At 65.3% G+C, this 16,030-nt stretch carries 19 protein-coding genes and 4 pseudogenes; 12 read left to right on the forward strand and 11 right to left on the reverse strand.

Going from position 1 to position 16,030, the window contains the following annotated elements:
* Positions 1 to 2 precede the first annotated feature (2 nt).
* From C8D93_RS03650 to C8D93_RS03670, 6 genes are read left to right on the forward strand one after another with little or no spacing between them, the layout of a single operon-like run.
* Positions 3 to 557 (forward strand): MotA/TolQ/ExbB proton channel family protein, encoded by a 555-nt coding sequence (locus C8D93_RS03650; RefSeq protein WP_110263771.1) that lies wholly within the window; start codon positions 3 to 5, stop codon positions 555 to 557.
* Positions 554 to 799: a hypothetical protein gene (locus C8D93_RS20345; protein ID WP_146216496.1), complete on the forward strand. Its 246-nt coding sequence runs from the start codon at positions 554 to 556 to the stop codon at positions 797 to 799. Before C8D93_RS03650 ends, C8D93_RS20345 begins: the two co-directional genes overlap by 4 nt.
* A gap of 2 nt (positions 800 to 801) precedes the next feature.
* Entirely contained in the window at positions 802 to 1,209 is a 408-nt protein-coding gene (locus C8D93_RS03655) for an ExbD/TolR family protein (RefSeq protein WP_110263772.1), read from the forward strand.
* A complete protein-coding gene (locus C8D93_RS03660) occupies positions 1,209 to 1,619 on the forward strand; it encodes an ExbD/TolR family protein (protein WP_110263773.1) in 411 nt (136 codons plus the stop codon). The genes C8D93_RS03655 and C8D93_RS03660 overlap by 1 nt, the downstream gene beginning before the upstream one ends.
* Before the next feature lie 5 nt (positions 1,620 to 1,624).
* Entirely contained in the window at positions 1,625 to 2,308 is a 684-nt protein-coding gene (locus C8D93_RS03665) for an energy transducer TonB (RefSeq protein ID WP_110263774.1), read from the forward strand.
* Entirely contained in the window at positions 2,305 to 3,720 is a 1,416-nt protein-coding gene (locus tag C8D93_RS03670; RefSeq protein ID WP_110263775.1) for a tetratricopeptide repeat protein, read from the forward strand. Before C8D93_RS03665 ends, C8D93_RS03670 begins: the two co-directional genes overlap by 4 nt.
* Before the next feature lie 171 nt (positions 3,721 to 3,891).
* On the opposite strand, the gene C8D93_RS03675 is transcribed toward C8D93_RS03670, so the two are convergent.
* The 7 genes from C8D93_RS03675 to cypR all read right to left on the reverse strand — a co-directional run bounded on the left by C8D93_RS03675 (position 3,892) and on the right by cypR (position 10,362).
* Positions 3,892 to 4,815: an alpha/beta fold hydrolase gene (locus C8D93_RS03675; RefSeq protein ID WP_110263776.1), complete on the reverse strand. Its 924-nt coding sequence runs from the start codon at positions 4,813 to 4,815 to the stop codon at positions 3,892 to 3,894.
* Entirely contained in the window at positions 4,787 to 5,974 is a 1,188-nt protein-coding gene (locus C8D93_RS03680; RefSeq protein ID WP_211307171.1) for an acyl-CoA dehydrogenase family protein, read from the reverse strand. Before C8D93_RS03680 ends, C8D93_RS03675 begins: the two co-directional genes overlap by 29 nt.
* A 16-nt stretch (positions 5,975 to 5,990) precedes the next feature.
* Positions 5,991 to 7,469, reverse strand: a complete 1,479-nt coding sequence (locus C8D93_RS03685) for an acetyl-CoA acetyltransferase (protein WP_211307172.1) — start codon at positions 7,467 to 7,469, stop codon at positions 5,991 to 5,993.
* Positions 7,470 to 7,492: 23 nt separating this feature from the next.
* Complete coding sequence (locus C8D93_RS03690) at positions 7,493 to 7,957, reverse strand: PaaI family thioesterase (RefSeq protein WP_110263779.1); 465 nt, start codon at positions 7,955 to 7,957, stop codon at positions 7,493 to 7,495.
* Complete coding sequence (locus C8D93_RS03695; RefSeq protein ID WP_110263780.1) at positions 7,954 to 8,439, reverse strand: PaaI family thioesterase; 486 nt, start codon at positions 8,437 to 8,439, stop codon at positions 7,954 to 7,956. Before C8D93_RS03695 ends, C8D93_RS03690 begins: the two co-directional genes overlap by 4 nt.
* A complete protein-coding gene (locus C8D93_RS03700) occupies positions 8,439 to 9,113 on the reverse strand; it encodes a transglutaminase-like domain-containing protein (RefSeq protein WP_110263781.1) in 675 nt (224 codons plus the stop codon). Before C8D93_RS03700 ends, C8D93_RS03695 begins: the two co-directional genes overlap by 1 nt.
* Before the next feature lie 175 nt (positions 9,114 to 9,288).
* Positions 9,289 to 10,362 (reverse strand): transcriptional regulator CypR, encoded by a 1,074-nt coding sequence (cypR, locus tag C8D93_RS03705; RefSeq protein ID WP_110263782.1) that lies wholly within the window; start codon positions 10,360 to 10,362, stop codon positions 9,289 to 9,291.
* Positions 10,363 to 10,484: 122 nt separating this feature from the next.
* Between cypR and C8D93_RS03710 the strand changes: the two genes are divergently transcribed.
* The 3 genes and pseudogenes from C8D93_RS03710 to C8D93_RS21420 form a co-directional block, all read left to right on the forward strand.
* A complete protein-coding gene (locus tag C8D93_RS03710; RefSeq protein WP_110263783.1) occupies positions 10,485 to 10,805 on the forward strand; it encodes a 2Fe-2S iron-sulfur cluster-binding protein in 321 nt (106 codons plus the stop codon).
* A gap of 86 nt (positions 10,806 to 10,891) precedes the next feature.
* Entirely contained in the window at positions 10,892 to 12,232 is a 1,341-nt protein-coding gene (locus C8D93_RS03715; protein WP_211307189.1) for a cytochrome P450, read from the forward strand.
* A gap of 17 nt (positions 12,233 to 12,249) precedes the next feature.
* Positions 12,250 to 12,491, forward strand: a pseudogene (locus C8D93_RS21420) (GMC family oxidoreductase); the annotation flags it as partial.
* Between the two features lie 39 nt (positions 12,492 to 12,530).
* Here the strand turns inward: C8D93_RS21420 and C8D93_RS03725 are convergent.
* Positions 12,531 to 12,728: pseudogene (locus tag C8D93_RS03725) on the reverse strand (transposase domain-containing protein); the annotation flags it as partial.
* Positions 12,729 to 12,750: 22 nt separating this feature from the next.
* On the opposite strand from C8D93_RS03725, the pseudogene C8D93_RS03730 reads away from it, so the two are divergent.
* Together C8D93_RS03730 and C8D93_RS03735 are read left to right on the forward strand one after the other, a co-directional pair.
* A pseudogene (locus tag C8D93_RS03730) lies at positions 12,751 to 12,972 on the forward strand (transposase domain-containing protein); the annotation flags it as partial.
* Entirely contained in the window at positions 12,948 to 13,226 is a 279-nt protein-coding gene (locus C8D93_RS03735) for a hypothetical protein (RefSeq protein WP_110263784.1), read from the forward strand. The pseudogene C8D93_RS03730 and the gene C8D93_RS03735, both read left to right, overlap by 25 nt.
* 29 nt (positions 13,227 to 13,255) lie before the next feature.
* On the opposite strand, the pseudogene C8D93_RS21055 reads toward C8D93_RS03735, so the two are convergent.
* Positions 13,256 to 13,513, reverse strand: a pseudogene (locus C8D93_RS21055) (SDR family NAD(P)-dependent oxidoreductase); the annotation flags it as partial.
* Positions 13,514 to 13,566: 53 nt separating this feature from the next.
* Entirely contained in the window at positions 13,567 to 14,676 is a 1,110-nt protein-coding gene (locus C8D93_RS03745; protein ID WP_110263785.1) for a site-specific integrase, read from the reverse strand.
* Between the two features lie 113 nt (positions 14,677 to 14,789).
* Here C8D93_RS03745 and C8D93_RS03750 point away from each other — a divergent pair, with 113 nt between their 5' ends.
* Positions 14,790 to 15,800 carry a DNA-binding protein gene (locus C8D93_RS03750; protein WP_110263786.1) on the forward strand — a complete coding sequence of 337 codons (1,011 nt, stop codon included), beginning with the start codon at positions 14,790 to 14,792 and terminating at the stop codon, positions 15,798 to 15,800.
* A gap of 62 nt (positions 15,801 to 15,862) precedes the next feature.
* Here the strand turns inward: C8D93_RS03750 and C8D93_RS21320 are convergent, their stop codons facing one another.
* On the reverse strand, positions 15,863 to 15,961 hold the full coding sequence (locus tag C8D93_RS21320) for an SWIB/MDM2 domain-containing protein (protein WP_366515919.1): 99 nt from the start codon (positions 15,959 to 15,961) through the stop codon (positions 15,863 to 15,865).
* Positions 15,962 to 16,030: the final 69 nt, after the last annotated feature.

Genomic DNA, 16,030 nt, shown 5'->3' on the forward strand with positions numbered 1-16,030 from the left:
GTATGGACATCCTGCTCTTAGGCTTCTTCGACATCGTCGAGCGCATCCAGGACTTCCTGGAAGCGGGTGGGCCGGTGCTGCTCGCGATCGCCGTGGTCATCTTCATGATGTGGGCGATGTCGGTCGAGCGCTTCGTCTACTTCAAGTGGGTGCTGCCCGAGCAGGAGCAGGCCGTCATCGCGCTGTGGAACCAGCGCGCTGAGCGATCGAGCTGGCAGGCCCACCAGATCCGCCGGGCGCTGATCGCCGGCGTGGCCCTCAACGCAAGACTCTACCTGCCGACGATCAAGACCCTGGTCACCGTCTGCCCGCTGTTTGGGCTGATGGGCACGGTGACCGGCATGATTGCCGTGTTTGACGTCATGGCCTTTGCCGGCATGGGCAATCCCAGGCTGATGGCCTCGGGCGTGTCGCAGGCGACCATCCCGACCCTGGCCGGCATGGTCGGGGCGCTGTCCGGCATCTTCGTCATCGTCTGGCTCGAGTCCCAGGTCAAGCAAAGAGTCGAGCTGCTCGCCGACCACCTGACGATCGATATCGAGGGCGCGCGCGCATGAAGATCACGGCTCGACGTTTCACCGCAGTGCCGGTGGCGACTGGGTTTGATGTAACCGCAGAGCACTTGGCAGGCGGGTTTGATTTAACCGCAGAGCACGCAGAGAACGCGGAGAACGGCAAGACAGGGGGCTTTTCTTTCTTGCCCGTCTTTTCTCTTTCTGTTGTCTTCTCCTCTGTGATCTCTGCGGTTAAAAGATTTTCTGCGGTTAAACGCTTTTCTGCGGTGGAGGCGCAGGGCTGACCATGAAAATCCTGACCCAGCTGCCGCAGGAAGAGGACGACAGCGCGATCGACCTGACGCCGATGCTCGACGTCGTCTTCATCATGCTGATCTTCTTCATCGTCACCGCCTCATTCCTCAAGGAATCCGGTTTCGAGGTCAACAAGCCGGCGGTGCAGCAGCAGCCGCCGACCGAAGAGAGCCAGAGCATCGTGGTCAAGATCATGGCCGACGGCCAGATCTTCATTGGCCCGCGCCGCGTCGACGTGCGCTCGGTGCGCCCCAACATCGAGCGACTCAGGGCGGAGAAGCCCGAGGCCCCGGTCGTCGTGCAGGCGCACGCCGAGGCGCGCAACGAGCTGCTGATCAAGGCGATGGACGCCGCGCGCCTGGCCGGCGCCGTCGACGTCTCCATTGCGGAGCTGAACTGATGGATCCTTTTAGCGCCGCCCAGCAAGCCGAAGACGACAGCGCGATCGACTTAACGCCGATGCTCGACGTCGTCTTCATCATGCTGATCTTCTTCATCGTCACCGCGAGCTTCATCAAGGAAGCCGGCATCGAGGTCACAAGACCCGAGGCCGAGACCGCCTACAAGCAGGACAAGGCCAACATCTTCATTGCGCTGTCGCCCACCGGCGAGATCTGGATCGACCGCAAGAACGTCCCGCCCGGACAGCTCAAGGCCACGATCACCAAGCTCAAGGCCGAGAATCCGCAGGGTGCGGTCATCATCCAGGCCGACAAGGACTCAAGGAGCAAGCAGCTGATGCAGGTGATGGACGCGGCCAGAGACGCCGGCGTCACCGACATTGCGGTGGCCACCGAGGCGCAGGAGTAAGGCGCATGCAGATCCACGCCAGCGCCCAGACCACCGACCTGTCCGTCGCCAGCGCCGCCGGCAACCCGGTCCGAAACTTCCTCAGGCTGGTGCTGGGCGGCTGCATTGCCGTGATCGTCACGTTTGCCCTGTACTGGCTGATGGCCGAGCTGGTCGCGGCGGGCCGCGAAGCGATGAGCGACAGTCCCAGTGGCAAGATCATCGACTTCGTGCGCATCAAGCGCGACCAGAACCTCGAGATCGAGCGGCCCAAGCCGGAAAAGCCGGACAAGCCGCAAGACGCCCCGGACGCGCCGCCGCCGCAGGTGCAGGCGCAGGCGCCGACCGCCGGCGCGGTGCAGATCGGCCAGATGCGGGTCGACAGCAGCTTGACCAGCGCCGGATTCCGACTGTCCGCCTCGGACGGCGAATACCTGCCGATCGTCAAAGTCGCGCCGATCTACCCCTCCAGAGCCCAGTCCCGCGGGATTGAAGGCTGGGTGCTGCTGCAATTCACCGTCACCGAAACCGGCGCGGTCCGGGATCCGGTCGTGCTCGAATCCGAGCCGCCGGGCATCTTCGACGAGGCGGCGAAAAGGGCGGTGGTCAAATTCAAGTACAAGCCGCGCGTCGAAAATGGGCGACCCATCGAAGTGCCGGGCGTGCAGCACCTGATCACCTTCGAGATCGAAGAGGGGCGGCGGCGATGAGGGGCATCCGTCATGTGATCCTGCCGCTGCTGACGGCGCTGCTGATCAGCGCGCCGGTCCACGCCCAGGACAGCAAGAAGCCTTCAAAACCGCAGACCAGGCAGACGCAATTCATCAGCCAGGCGGTCTTCAAGGATCTGGAGAAGGCCCAGCAGGCGATCGACGCCAAGGACTACGCCGCGGCGATCACCGCACTGGACGTGGTCAAGGCCCGGGGCGACAAGCTCAACGACTACGAGCGCGCGACGCTGTTCAACCTCTACGCCGCCGTCTACTACAACCAGGACGACACGCCCAAGGCGATCGCGTCGTACATCGAGGTCCTCAAGACCCCGAACCTGCCGGAAGGGCTGAGAGACAGCACCCTGTTTGCGCTGGCGCAGATGTATTTCGTCAGCGAGGACTACCCCAAGGCGATCCAGGTCCTGAACCAGTGGTTCAAGACGGTGCCGGAGCCCTCGGCGGACGCCTACGTGCTGCTGGCGCAGGCGCACTACCAGCTCGAGGACTTCAAGAAGGCCGAAACCGCGCTGATCGACGCCCTCAAGCTGGCCCGGCAAAAGCAGCAGGCGCCGAAGGAGAACTGGCTGGCCCTGCTGCGGGCCGTGTACTACGAGCTGGGCGACTACGCCAAGGCCGCCAAGGTGCTGGAGATCCTGGTCGCGCAGTATCCGAGCGAAAGCTACGTGCTGCAGCTCTCGGGCATGTACGGGCTGATGGGCGAGCAGAAAAAGCAGCTGGCGACGCTGCACGCCGGCTACCTGGGCGGCCTGGTCACGAGCAAGGGCGATCTGCTGAATCTGGCCCGGCTCTACCTGGTCGAGGACGTGCCGTACCCGGCGGTGCAGCTGCTCACGAAAGCCTTCAAGGACCAGGCGATCGAGCCGGACGCCGAGACCCTGCAGCTGTACGCGCAGGCGCTGTCACTGGCGCAGGAACGCGAGGCGCAGATCCCGGTGCTCAAGCGGCTGGCCGAGCTGACCGGCGAAGCCCGGCACTACGCCTTCCTCGGCCAGGCGCACGCCGAGGCCGGCAACTGGGACGCGGCGATCGACGCCTTCCAGCAGGCCCTCAAGGGCAAGGACCTGGACGACCCCGCCGGCATCCGCATGCAGCTGGGCACCGCGCAATTCAACGCCGGGCGCCTGAGCGAAGCCAGAAGGACCTTCATCGCCGCGTCCGAATCCGACCAGCACGGCGAGATCGCATCGAACTGGATCAAATTCGTCGGCGCCGAGATCGAGCGCAAGCGGGTCCTCGAGCAGGACCCGGCCACCGGACCGCAGGCCGCGCCCGTCGCAGACGATCCGGCCGACGTCGAGTCTGATAACGAATCGGCTGCACAGCCGGCAGAGATCGAGCAGGCCACGCCCGTGACCGAAGGGCGCGCGGCCGAGACGGCTCACGCATAGCTCGCCTACCGACTCTCCCTCGCGTCCAATGCCGATCCCAACCGGCTCGTGGCGCGTCCCTGGCGGGATGCCCCTGTTGCGGGCATCTCGCTTTTCTTCTGAAAACTGCGGATCGCTCGACAGACCCGAGCGGCAGCTGGGGACACGACGCGTGTCGACCGCACCCTCTCCTCAATTCCTGCTTGCTCCCATGCGCAAAGCAGAACGTACCGTGTCGAGGACTGCCTCCGGTCGCTCCATAGGCAAGAAATGCGTCGCTCCGGCGATGGTGTTGACTTCAGCAAGAGGCAGCAAAGCACTCAGGCGCTGGCGTGCCGCTGGCGAGAAGGTGGACGCACGCTCCGCGGCCAAGGCGATCACCGGACACTGCAAGCGACGGATACCGGGCCACGGGTTGTGTTCGGTGTGGGCAAAGGTGGTGCTCTCCCATTCCGGCGAACAGGCCAGGCGAACCTGATTCTCATGCGGCACCAGGCCATGACGGACATAGGCCTCAAGCCACTCGTCCGGCCAGGTCCGGAATCCCCCGCGGCCGCGATAATTGCTGAGCGCCGTGGCCTGTGAGTCGAACACCCGGCGGCGGCGTGCCGCGCCCGCGGCCAGTGAGAACCGCTGCGACTGGCCCAGCCGCTTGGCCAGCCACAGCCGCCAGCCCTGCCAGCGATCCATGATCACGGGCTCCACCAAGATCAGGCCCAGCACCTTGTCGGGTCGTCGGGCCGCGGCCATGAGGCTGGTGGTGGCGCCGATGGAATGCCCGGCCAGCCAAACCGGCGCCTCCTGGGCCGCCAACCAGGCGGTGAGGTCCTGGTAGTAGGTTTCCCAGCCGCGGAAGGTCGCCATATCCGCGGCCCCGGCGCTGGCCCCATGGCCACGCATGTCCCAGGCAAGTACATTGCAATCGCTTGCCAGGGCGTCCAGCAAGGGCGCGTACAGCCGGCCATGGAAACCCGTCGCATGGGCCCAGTGCAGGGTGGGGCGCACCTCCGATCGCGGCCAGCGCCACAGGACGATCTCCCGGCCGTCGGGGGCCGTGAACCCGTCTTGCGCGATGCCGACGCGCGTGTCAATAGGATTTGGGCAGGCCAAGGACATGTTCGCCGATGTAGTTGAGCAGCATTTCGTTGTTGATGGGTGCGATCTCCATCAGCCGTACCGAAGGCCACAGGGTGATGATGTCGTAGTCCCGGTCGAAGCCGTAGCCGCCGTGGGTTTGCAGGGCGGCCTCGACGGCTTTGACCGCCGCGCGCGAGCCCAGCAGCTTCGCCATGTTGGCGTGCGCGCCGGCATTGCCGCCGGCGTCGAAGGTTGCGGCGGCCTGGATCATCATCAGTCGCGCCGCCTCCAGTTCGGCCTTGGCCTCGGCCAGCCGGTGCTGCAGGGCCTGGTAGCCGCCGATGGGGACGCCGAAGGGTTTGCGTTCGTTGGCGTAGGCCACGGCCTTCTTGAGCGCGTAGTTGCCCAAGCCCACGGACATGGCGGTCACCAGCAGGCGTTCCGAGTTCAGCGCCTCGAACATGCCGGCCAGTCCCTGGCCCGGCAGGCCGATGAGGCGATCCGCATCGAGCCGGACCTCGTCGAAGAACACGAGGTACTGTCGCTCGGGCCAACCGACATCGATGTTCAGCGGCTGCAGCTGCACCCCGGGCGCATCGGTATCCACCACGAACAGCGACATGCCCTCGGTGCGGCGCCCGACCTCGCCGACCTTCTGGGTGCGGGCCACGACCAGCATGCGGTTGGCGTCCGCCGCGCCGGAGATAAACACCTTGCGCCCGGTCAGCCGGTAGCCATCGCCCTCCCGTGTCGCCAGCGAGGACATCGCGAAGCTGTTGGTACCGGCATCCGGTTCGGTGATGGCAAAGCACAGTTTCTCGGTGCCGCTGATCGTCGGTTTGACGAAACGCTCGATCTGCTCGGGCGTGCCATGGCGGATGATCGGCACCCGCGCAAAGCCGGTGAGCAGCAACATCGGCAGCACCAGTCCTGCTTCGGCCAGTGCTTCCATCAGCGCCACCAGCTCCACCTGGCCGCCGCCGGAGCCGCCCAGATCCTCCGGGATGGAGATGCCGAGCAGTCCGTATTCGCCCAGCGTCTCCCAGATCTCCTGCGGGAAGCGGTGCTGGTCGATGCATTCGCGCATGTATGCACGGGAAAAGCCCTCGCTCACGACGCGGGCGGCCTCACGGATATCGTGCATGCGCTCGGCCACGCTGCCCGGGCCAAACGGCATATCGGATGTGTTGCTGATCATCGTCGTCTCCTCCCCGTCATGGTTGCGGGGTAAACAGGTTACGTCGGCCGTCGTGATGCACGCGGCCCGGCTGATCGAGAAACTCCTCGGTGGTCATGGCAGCGAGCAGGTCCTGATCGGCGGGTGTGTTGGCGACAAAGCGCCGACCGTCGCGCAGGCGGCCGAGGACGATGCCCTGAACCGGGCGGTCGGTGCGGTCGTGCATGACGGTATAGGTCTCGATGCGGCCCGTGCCTTCGGCCTGCTCCACGACGTCCACGCCAGGGCCGGCGTCGATTTCAGCCTGCAGCCCGGCCGTATCGACTGGCTGCCATCCGCCGCTGGGCGGGTGCCCGCCGTAGAGCCCCAGAGAGTGCTTGCTCATGTACCAGCCGACACCGCTGACCAGGCCGGTGGCGCTGCGGTCGGCGCGGATGCGGGCCATGACCTCGGCGATGGCGTGGGTGCAATAGTTGTTGCCGGGCCCGCCGTGAAATGCCAGCCCGCCCGTGACGGTCAGCGGCCGGGGATCGTGTGCGGCAATGCCCAGTGCGTCGCGCGCGATCTGCACCGCGCTGGGGAAACAGCTGTACAGGTCGAGGTGATCGATCTCGTCGATGGCAAGTCCGGCGGCGGCGAGCAGCCGCCGGCCGCAGGCCGTGATCGCCGGGGAGCGGGACAGATCGGCCCGCTCGGAGACGAACCAGCGCTCGTGGGCGCTTGCCGCGGCCAGGGGGTATACCCAGCGCTCGGGGTCGATGCCCAGCTGCCGGGCCTTGGCCGCCGACATCATCACCAGTGCGGCGGCCTGATCCACAGCGATGAGAGCGTTCAGATGCTTGGTGTAAGGCGCGCCGACCATGCGGTTCTTGGGCGTACGCTCGGCGATGTCGGCCGCCGACAGCGATTCGCGGCGCCAGGCCTGTGGATTGCTGGCCGCGACGGCGCTGAACCGCGCATACAGCTCGCCCAGCATCTGCCGGTGTGCAACCGGGTCGTGGCCGTAGCGGGCGCGCAAGGCCTGCTCGAACAGGGGGTAGATCTGAATGGGCAGATCCAGTCCGTGGCCTTGTTCGGTCCTGTTCGTCGGCGCGCGCTCGTCCCCGAGCAAGCGCGGGCCTTCGCCGCTTGCGGTATCGATCACACGGGACAGGCCGGCACTCCGGCCGCGCATCTGCGTGGCCAGCGCCTCGCCGCCCGCGATCAAGGCGCAGTCGAGTTCGCCGCTGGCGATGCGCCTGGCGTAGTACCCGACCAGCCATTGGCCCATGTTCCCGCCGATGGGGGTATAGAAGCGCTCGCCGGGATCGATGCCCAGGCGTCGCGCCAGGCTGGCCGGGGCATCGGGATAGGCCGGTGCCAGGATGTTGAGACAGCTCAGTGACCGGACCTGTCCCAGCACGCCGGCCACGCCGCAGTCCGCAGCCGCAGCGCGTGCCGCCTCGGCGATCAGGTCGATCGGCGTGCGGGCATCATCCGGCTCGCGTGCGGTGATTTGACCGGCGCCGACCAGCACCGGTGTGCTTGCTTCCCCTCGTATCATCTTGGCCCTCGTGTCGGCCCGGCAGCGCCGGGAAACAGCAGTTGCACCCGCCCGACGGGGGGATCGTCCTGCCGGCAGATGACCCGGACCAGGCCGCTGCGGCGACCCTGGCGAATCATCTCGGCGCGGGCAAACGTGGATTGCGCCCGTGCGGAGCGCAGGTAGTCGATGTCACAGTTCAGCAGCTGCGGGCGCCGCCCGCCTGCGTCCGCGCTCTGCGCGGCCACCCGGGCGGTGATCTCGACCAGCGCCCCGAGCACGCCGCCGTGCAGGGCGGGCAGGAGGATGTTGCCGATCAGGGGCTCGCGATAGGGCAGGTGGAGTTCCCTGCCGCTGTCGTGCCGTCGGACCTCGAGCCCGAGATGGCGGGCGTAGGGGATGCGCGCCAGCAGGATCTGCCAGGCGGCCTCGGCATCGGCGCCAGGGATTCGCATCGGTGGCCCCGGGCGGACGTCGGTCATGCGCGCTGATCCCCTTCGTCGGCGGCCTGAAAGCGTCGGCCCTGGGTATTGCGCATGAAGTTGACCGTCCCCGTGGCCACCGGCTGCGTCTGGCCTTCGGACCGGATTTCACAGTGGACGAGCGCGACGTCCTCCGTGAAGCGAAGACAGCGGGCGAGGGCCACCACCGCGCGGTCGCCGGCGGCCGGTCGCAGATAATCCATGCGCAGGTCCAGGGTGGCGATGGGTGTCAGCGTCCGCGTCGCGGCGTACACCGCAAGCCCGGCGGCCGAGTCGGCCAGCGAATACAGAACGCTGCTGCAGAGGTCCGCCGCGTCATCGTCGTCGAGCAGCCAGGGTTGCGGGACCAGGCGCATGCGAACCTGGTCGTCTTCCACTGCAAGTACCTGCATGCCCAGGTCCCGGCTGTGCGGTACCTGCTCGCCGAACTGCCGGACCACCGCCACCGGATCGCCGCCCGGCAAGCCGCCTTCCCCTACCATCAGCGCGTCCTTTCCTGCTCGATCTCCATTCCCAGGTCGCCGCCGGCGGGGTGGTTTGCTGCCAGCAGGCGCGGGTAATGCCGGCGATAAACGGCTTCCAACTCCGCCAAAGGCAGGTCGGCGCGCGGGCCGTGATCGGCCAGGTACTGCATGTGGCGGCGCCCCGCCGCATCGAACTCATGCATCAGTGCATGCGCGCGGCCGTCGAAGTCCAGCGCCTTGACGCCGAAACGTTCGCATAGCTCGATGTTGAATGCCGGGGTGGCCTTGATCCAGCGGCCGTCCAGCCACAGCTCGGTATAGCCGTGGCAGTAGAAAATATCGGTTTGCATCAAAGCCAGCAGGCGTTGACTGGCCAGGTGGTTTTTGACGTCTGCCAGGCCGATGCGCGCGGGAATGCCGGCGGCGCGGGCGCAGGCGGCGAGGAGACCGGCCTTGGGCACGCAATAGCCGCTGCCCGCGGCGAGGATGGCGCTGGCGCGCAGATGCACCGGATCCAGCGAGAACCGGTAGGGGTCGTAGCGGATTTCGTCGCGCACCGCGTAGTAGAGCCGCACGGCACGTTGGCGGTCGTCCCCGGTCCCGGCGCGGCTACGGGCAAAGGCCTGGATGTCGGGGTGATCGCTGTCGATGAACGCGCCGGGCGCGAGGGCGTCGTGGGGGGCAGCAGTCATCAGGGTCGTCGGTCGGTGGGGAGGGCGCCGGCGGTCAGGCGCGAACAACGCCTGCACGACTCGTTACGCCAACTCAGCGTCGCGCGGAGGTTGGAAGGCGCACAAGGTCATTTTGTGCCAATACGGGGTCATTTGAAGACTGCGGGGGCGGCCCTCAGTGTGAGGCTAAAGGGCTCTAAGGGGATGGCGCGGGGGATGGCGCGCGCAAACCGCCGAGCTGCCGATAGCGCTCCGGGGGCTGGCCGAACCAGCGCTTGAAAGCGCGCCTGAAGTTGGCGGCGTCGTGGTAGTTCATCAGCGCCGCGATCGCCTCGACCGACAGCTGGCTGTCGCACAGGTAGCTCGCCGCCTGTTCAGACAGGATCTCGTCGCGAACGGCCCGGAAGCCACACCGTTCCTGCTTGAGTTTTCGCGCCAGCGTGCGTTTGCTCATGAACAGGGAGGCTGCGGCCTCGTCCTCGCCGAGGGTTCCGGGAGGATGCGACAGCAGCAGCTTCTTGAGTCGGTTCCGATAGCTCGGTCGCTGCGGCTGCAGCCGGGCCAACATCGATTCACACTGCTGCAGGGCCAGGCCATAGAACTCATGATTGGCGGAGGCATTCGGTTTACGGCACAACGCGATCGGAAACTTGAGGGTCAGTGCCTTGCAGCCAAAGCGAATCTGCCCGGTCAGGTAGTCTGAATAGACCGCCGCGTAGTCGGGCGCCGGGTGGGGAAAGCCGATCTCGGCTTCGTCGAGCGGGTGGCCGACGACGAACTCGCCAAAGTCCACCAGCACTTTCACCAACGTGTCGGCGAGGCAACGCTGGATGTCGTCGTCCAGCGATACATGGAAACTCAGTCCGCATTCCAGATAGCCCTTGGTTCGACGCAACTGCAGTTGGACGAAATTGGCGCGCGTGGGCAGGAAAGTGTGGATCGCCCGCAAGGCGCTCTGCAGATCCGGGCTGCTCAAGGCGGCGAAGCCCATCGCCCCGTGGGTCGCGGGGGTCAGGCGCTTGCCCAGCCGCAGGCCGAAGTCCGGCTGGCCGGACAGCATCATCGCGTTGCGCAGGATGCGCACCTGCTGGGGCGTGGTGAGCAGGCAGTCCTCGCTGAGGAACTTCGCAACGCTCAACCCCGTGCCTTTCAGCAAGCGGGGCAGTTGTCGTGCCGCCAGACCGAGCTCACGTGCAATCAGCCAGGAGTAGTTGACGGGGAGGTCGGCTTCCCGATGGGGTCGACCGTTCAGCTGCTGCATCGTCGTCATGAGGGTTTCGCTGGCCGCAACAGAGTGTCTTCAAATGACCCCAATATGTCAACAAATGACCTCGCTGGCGCCCTGCGGTTCACGGAACATCCTGAGACAAGGCCATCCGAAGGAGAGAGACATTGGGCAAGATCAGGTTTGTCACGCACGACCAAACGGAACACGTCGTCGAGTTCGATACCGGCACCTCGCTGATGCAGATCGCCGTAGACAACGCGATTCCCGGCGTCGATGGCGACTGCGGTGGAGAATGCGCCTGCGGGACCTGTCACCTCATCGTCGCTCCGGAGTGGTTTGAGATCACCGGCACGCCCGGCGATCACGAGGAGCAGATGCTCTCGATGACGCCGGAACGCGCACCCACCTCGCGTCTGGGCTGCCAGGTTCGAGCCACCGAGGCGATGGACGGCATGACCGTTCGGCTGCCCGAGTTCCAGATGTAAGCGTGGAGAACGCCATGTCAACACAATTGCAGGCAATCGATATTGCCCAGACGAAGCTGGTCAACGCCACGGCCAGAGTGGTGCCGATGCATTTGCAGATCCAGGCACTGAAGTTGTTGGTGAGGGCGAAGAAGAAGATCTTCGGCCCGCGCAGGCCCCCGCTCCAGTTCGTTGAAACGCCCGTTCCCGATGTCGACACGCTGGCGCTCGAGGACATCGACCTCAGCAACCCGTTCCTGTACCGGCAAGACCAGTGGCGCGCCTATTTCAAGCGGCTGCGTGATGAGGCGCCTGTGCACTACCAGAAGAACAGCCCCTTTGGGCCGTTCTGGTCGGTCACGCGCTACGAGGAAATCCTGCTCGTGGACAAGAACCACGAACTGTTTTCCTCCGAGCCGATGATCGTGCTGGGCGACTTCCCGGAAGGGATGCCCGTGGAGATGTTCATCGCGATGGACCCGCCCAAGCATGATGTGCAGCGGCGCTCGGTCCAGAATGTGGTGGCGCCGCAGAATCTGAAGGAGATGGAAGGCCTGATCCGCACGCGCACCGCCGAGGTGCTCGACAGCCTGCCGCTGAACCAAGCCTTCAACTGGGTGCCGACCGTATCCAAGGAGCTGACGGGCCGCATGCTGGCGACCCTGTTGGGCTTCCCCTACGAGGAACGTCACAAGCTGATCGACTGGTCGGACCGCACGGCTGGTACGGCGGCGGCGACCGGCGGCGAGTTCGCCGATGAGGAGAACATGTTCGACGCCGCGGCCGACATGGCTTGGTCGTTCTCGAAGCTTTGGCGTGACAAGCAGGCACGTCACCAGGCCGGCGAGGCCCGCAGCTTCGACCTGATCAGCCTGCTGCAAAGCAGCGACGACACGAAGGACATGATCAATCGACCGATGGAGTTCATCGGCAATCTGGCCCTGCTGATCGTCGGTGGCAATGACACCACGCGCAATTCCATGAGCGGCGGTGTGCTGGCTCTGAACCAGTTCCCGGAAGAGTTCGCCAAGCTCAAGGCCCATCCGGAGTTGATTCCCAACATGGTCTCGGAGATCATCCGCTGGCAAACGCCGCTTGCGCACATGCGCCGGGTCGCTACGCAGGATGTGACGCTCTGCGGCCAGACCATCAGGAAGGGGGATCGCGTGCTGATGTGGTACGCCTCGGGCAATCGGGACGAGCGCAAGTTCGACAATCCCGATGATTTCCGCATCGACCGCAAGGACGCGCGCAACCACCTGTCGTTTGGCTACGGCATCCACCGCTGCATGGGCAACCGACTGGCCGAGTTGCAGCTGCGCATCCTGTGGGAGGAGCTGCTCAAGCGTTTCGACCGTATCGACGTCGTCGGCGAGCCCGAACGGGTGCAGTCCAACTTCGTGCGCGGCTATGAAACGCTGATGGTCAAACTGACGGCGAAAGGCTGAGGCGCTATCGGGTCGATATGTCTGCGGAACCTTACGATTACGTGGTGGTTGGCGCCGGTCGGGCGGATGTGCTGTCGCCAACCGCCTGTCTGCAAGCGGCCGCCATTCGGCGCTGCTGCTTGAAGCCGGTCCCGAGAGCCGCCGTAACCCGTTTGTGACCATGCCGCTGGGCTTCCTGCAACTGATGTTCAGCCATCGCTACAACTGGCAGTCCACGACCGAACCGCAGCGCCTCATCCACGACCGTTTGCTGTTCCAGCGTAAGCGTCTACCCACGGCACTTGCACACGCGACGTGATCAGCTGGCGGTATTCTTCCAGCGATGCGGTAGCAGTCCGCCGATCTGCGAGTTGAGCGTGGTGGGCAGGCGCGTGAGCACCTCGAGCAGCCACGCATGCGGATCGTGGCCGTTGGCCTTGGCGGTGGCGAGCAGACTCATGACGGCGGCCGCGCGACGACCGGCACCTTCCGAGCCGACGAAGAGCCAGTTCTTGCGGTTGTGAGACACTTCTTATAGCCGCAAGAATTATCTGTTTGCCGGCGCTGACAGCGTCGGCGAACGCGCCGCCGCGATCTACAGCCTGATCGGCACGGCTACACTCAACGGCCTCAATCCCGAAGCCTATCTGCGCCATGTCCTCGAGCGCATCGCCGAGCATCCGATCAACCAGATCGACGCCCTGCTGCCGTGGCATGTCGCCGAGGCGCTGACCCCGTGTCCGCAGGAAAGCGCCGTCTGAAATCAGCACTGGCTCTTCCCGATCTCCAGTACATCGAGCATCTGCGGACGACGGGCTACGGCGACATCACGCTCGGTCGAGTCGAGGACCATCCGTGTGTCGCCACCGCCGCCGCCGAAGACCAGCATCTGGCAACGCTGGTCCGGCGCAAGGGTGAATCGCTCGCGCAGCTCTTGGTCCGCCTCGATCGCGCCATCGAGCGCGCGTACGAGCATCAGATCTACACCAACGAGGTCTACGACAAGCCTACGTGAGTCAAGCCGGTAGCGACCGGACGTTTACCCAACGCCTGTGGCGTCACCCGGCACGCGTGATCGGCGTCCGGCATGTCGACGCGATTCGTCAGCGTGTCGATGTTGCCGGGCAGCACGGCGTTTACCGTGATCTCACGCGCCTTGAGTTTGTCCGCCAGCGCCTCGGAGAGCCGCGCGACGCCTGCCTTGGATGCAGAGTAGGCGCCCATGCCTGCCGCAGCCTTCACCGCGCCGGCGGCGCCGATGTTCACGATGCGTCCGCCGGCTGCCAGATGCGGTAGAGATGCGCGAGGAGTAGCGGACCGGTTCCGAATGGAACAGGCGGCAAGAGCAACCGTCACTACGGTTTGGATCGTCGATGCAGCGTTGACGCCTTGCTCTTGAGCACATCGCCAACCTCCGAGTATCGAATCACACTCTTCACAAGGCGGTGCCCGGTCAGCGCCATCGTCTCGGCCAGCGGCACATCGTGCATGCTCGCCTCGGTGACGAACCCGCGGCGCAGGCTGTGGCCCGCGAAATTCCCCGGCAGTCCAGCGAGTAGGGCGCGCCGCTGCACAATCGCCGCAATGGCATGCGGGGAGAGCGCTTCGCCGACTTTCGTGGATCGCCAAAGCCGGCGAAACACCGCGCCCTCGGTGATCTCAGCTGCCTTCAGCCAGGACGTCAATGCGGCTGCCGTCTCATCGACGACGGGCTTTGGCGTGTGATCACCGGTCTTCGACTGCCGCATCCGGAAGACTGCTTGGCTAGGGCCAATCCACTCGAAGTCCCGTACCTCCGCCTTGGCAATCTCAGAACGGCGCCGGCCGCCGCTGGCCCAGCCAAAGAGGAGCAGGGCGCGATCGCGCAAACCCTCCAGCGACTCATCGCAGGTCGCCAGCATGAGATCCAGGGCGTCCAGCGTCGCGGCCGTCTTCGACTTGGGGCCTTCGCCGTATTCTAGTGCGAGCTTGCGGCAGGCCGACAACAGCCGGCGCACCGTGGGATCCTGGACCGGACTGTCGAGCTGCTTCTGCTGATGCGCCCAGGACAGGACCGCCAGACGCTGATCCACCGTCGTCATTCGATGACGACCGAGCTCGGTCTTGTAGCCGGCGGCCACCAGCGCCGCATCGACGTCCGACGGCATCGCATCGTGGATCACCAGCCGCAGGGTCCCGTCGACTTGGACACGTTCTGGGCGTCCAAAATGATCGATCACGAACGTCTGGACGCGCGCAATCGAGACTGGCAGCGTCAACTGCTCGCCGAAGCGCACCAGGCACCAAGCGCCGATATACCGGAGCGCTTTCTCATAGGCTTTCCAAGTGTTCGTCGGCTTCGCGATGAAGTGAATCGCGCGCACAGCGTCCTCGACGCCGCGCTGAATCTCCGCGGGATCGGCGGGGATGCGGGCTAGCTGGTCGGGAACGCTGCCAGTGTCGAAAAGGTCTAGGTCGTTGTTCATAAATTATGTATTCTGTATTATTCAATACGATATAAGTGCTATACCTACGTTAACGAACACTTAACGTAGGTATAGCAGATTCATCGGCATTTTGAAAATCGGGAGACGGAAACATGCGCACCGGAGTCACTTTGGCCGATATCACCCGGGCCGCCGACGAGCTGCTTGCCGGCGGCGAACGGCCGACCGTCGACGGCGTGCGCAAGATCCTCGGCACGGGTTCGCCGAACACGGTCAACACGCTGCTCAAGCAGTACTACCAGACACTGCCGGCGCGACTCCATTTGCCGGCGCCGATCGCAACCGCCGCTGCGGAGCTCTACGAGAAGGTCCGCGCAACCGCGGTTGAGGAGCTGACAGCAGAGCGTGCCTCGGCGCAGCAGCAGCTCACCGAGGACCGCGACAAGCTGGCCCAGGAGCGCCGGGATTTCGAGGCTGAACGATCGGCGATGCAGCAACGCGTCGCAGATCTGAACGGCGATCTGGATCGCCTTCGCGACCAGCACAAGGCCGCGTCCACAAAGCTGGCGGTTGCAGAGAAAGAATTGGCCAGCCAAACCACCCGCGCAACGGCCGCTGAAGCGCAACTCCGCGCGGCCGAAGAAGAGCGCGAACGCGCCTCACAGAAACAGACCGCCGAACTCAAGCGCCTGCGCGAACAAGCCGAAGGCAACGAACGGCATTTCCTCGGTCGACTCGAGGAACAGAAAACGCAGTTCCAGCGCTTGGTTCAGGACCGTGAGCGCGAAGCTGCAGCAGCCGAGAAGCATGCGGCGACGCTGGAGGCCAACCTCTCAGAGGCCCTGAAGCTCAACGCGTCCCTGCGCGCCGAGCTGACGTCGACGCAGCGCGATCTGGCCAAGGTCAAGGACAGCCTGACGGCCGCCGAGACCGCCACCGCCAGGGCGCAGGAGCTTGCCGCCAAGGACCTCGCCTCGCGCCAGGCGGATCTTGATCGCGCCCGGTCGGAGGTTGAGGCCCTGATCGCCTCGGCGGACCAGCACCGCCGCGACCGCGATGAGGCCATGCGCGAAGCGGCAAAGCTCGAAGGTCGCCTGTCAGCGCTGCAAAGCCAGCTCGATGAGGCCAAGACAGAAATCCGCCGGCTGCAGAAGGCGAAATAGCCACCAGAGACGGCGCTGCCCGAAGGATAGGGCGACGGCACCGCCGCCCTCGATCCCGATCCTCAGCTGATGTGCTTGCTGACCAGCTTGGTCATCTCGAACATGCTGACGCTCGACTTGCCGCCGAAGATGGCCTGGAGTTGACCCGTTCTCGCGGACACCTGATCTTTTGAGAGAAGGAGTCCGATATGCCCAAGAGTCGAGCGCCGTACCCGGCGGATTTTCGCCAA

The organism is Sinimarinibacterium flocculans (assembly GCF_003201205.1).
GTDB classification, from domain to species: domain Bacteria; phylum Pseudomonadota; class Gammaproteobacteria; order Nevskiales; family Nevskiaceae; genus Solimonas; species Solimonas flocculans.

What these genes read in the sequence shown, in the direction of transcription:
- C8D93_RS03650 (WP_110263771.1), top strand. Translation starts at nt 3, where the DNA reads ATGGACATCCTGCTCTTAGGCTTCTTCGACATCGTCGAGCGCATCCAG.
- C8D93_RS20345 (WP_146216496.1), top strand. Translation starts at nt 554, where the DNA reads ATGAAGATCACGGCTCGACGTTTCACCGCAGTGCCGGTGGCGACTGGG.
- C8D93_RS03655 (WP_110263772.1), top strand. Translation starts at nt 802, where the DNA reads ATGAAAATCCTGACCCAGCTGCCGCAGGAAGAGGACGACAGCGCGATC.
- C8D93_RS03660 (WP_110263773.1), top strand. Translation starts at nt 1,209, where the DNA reads ATGGATCCTTTTAGCGCCGCCCAGCAAGCCGAAGACGACAGCGCGATC.
- C8D93_RS03665 (WP_110263774.1), top strand. Translation starts at nt 1,625, where the DNA reads ATGCAGATCCACGCCAGCGCCCAGACCACCGACCTGTCCGTCGCCAGC.
- C8D93_RS03670 (WP_110263775.1), top strand. Translation starts at nt 2,305, where the DNA reads ATGAGGGGCATCCGTCATGTGATCCTGCCGCTGCTGACGGCGCTGCTG.
- C8D93_RS03675 (WP_110263776.1), bottom strand. Translation starts at nt 4,815, where the DNA reads ATGTCCTTGGCCTGCCCAAATCCTATTGACACGCGCGTCGGCATCGCG.
- C8D93_RS03680 (WP_211307171.1), bottom strand. Translation starts at nt 5,974, where the DNA reads ATGATCAGCAACACATCCGATATGCCGTTTGGCCCGGGCAGCGTGGCC.
- C8D93_RS03690 (WP_110263779.1), bottom strand. Translation starts at nt 7,957, where the DNA reads ATGACCGACGTCCGCCCGGGGCCACCGATGCGAATCCCTGGCGCCGAT.
- C8D93_RS03695 (WP_110263780.1), bottom strand. Translation starts at nt 8,439, where the DNA reads ATGGTAGGGGAAGGCGGCTTGCCGGGCGGCGATCCGGTGGCGGTGGTC.
- C8D93_RS03700 (WP_110263781.1), bottom strand. Translation starts at nt 9,113, where the DNA reads ATGACTGCTGCCCCCCACGACGCCCTCGCGCCCGGCGCGTTCATCGAC.
- cypR (WP_110263782.1), bottom strand. Translation starts at nt 10,362, where the DNA reads ATGACGACGATGCAGCAGCTGAACGGTCGACCCCATCGGGAAGCCGAC.
- C8D93_RS03715 (WP_211307189.1), top strand. Translation starts at nt 10,892, where the DNA reads ATGCATTTGCAGATCCAGGCACTGAAGTTGTTGGTGAGGGCGAAGAAG.
- C8D93_RS03745 (WP_110263785.1), bottom strand. Translation starts at nt 14,676, where the DNA reads ATGAACAACGACCTAGACCTTTTCGACACTGGCAGCGTTCCCGACCAG.
- C8D93_RS03750 (WP_110263786.1), top strand. Translation starts at nt 14,790, where the DNA reads ATGCGCACCGGAGTCACTTTGGCCGATATCACCCGGGCCGCCGACGAG.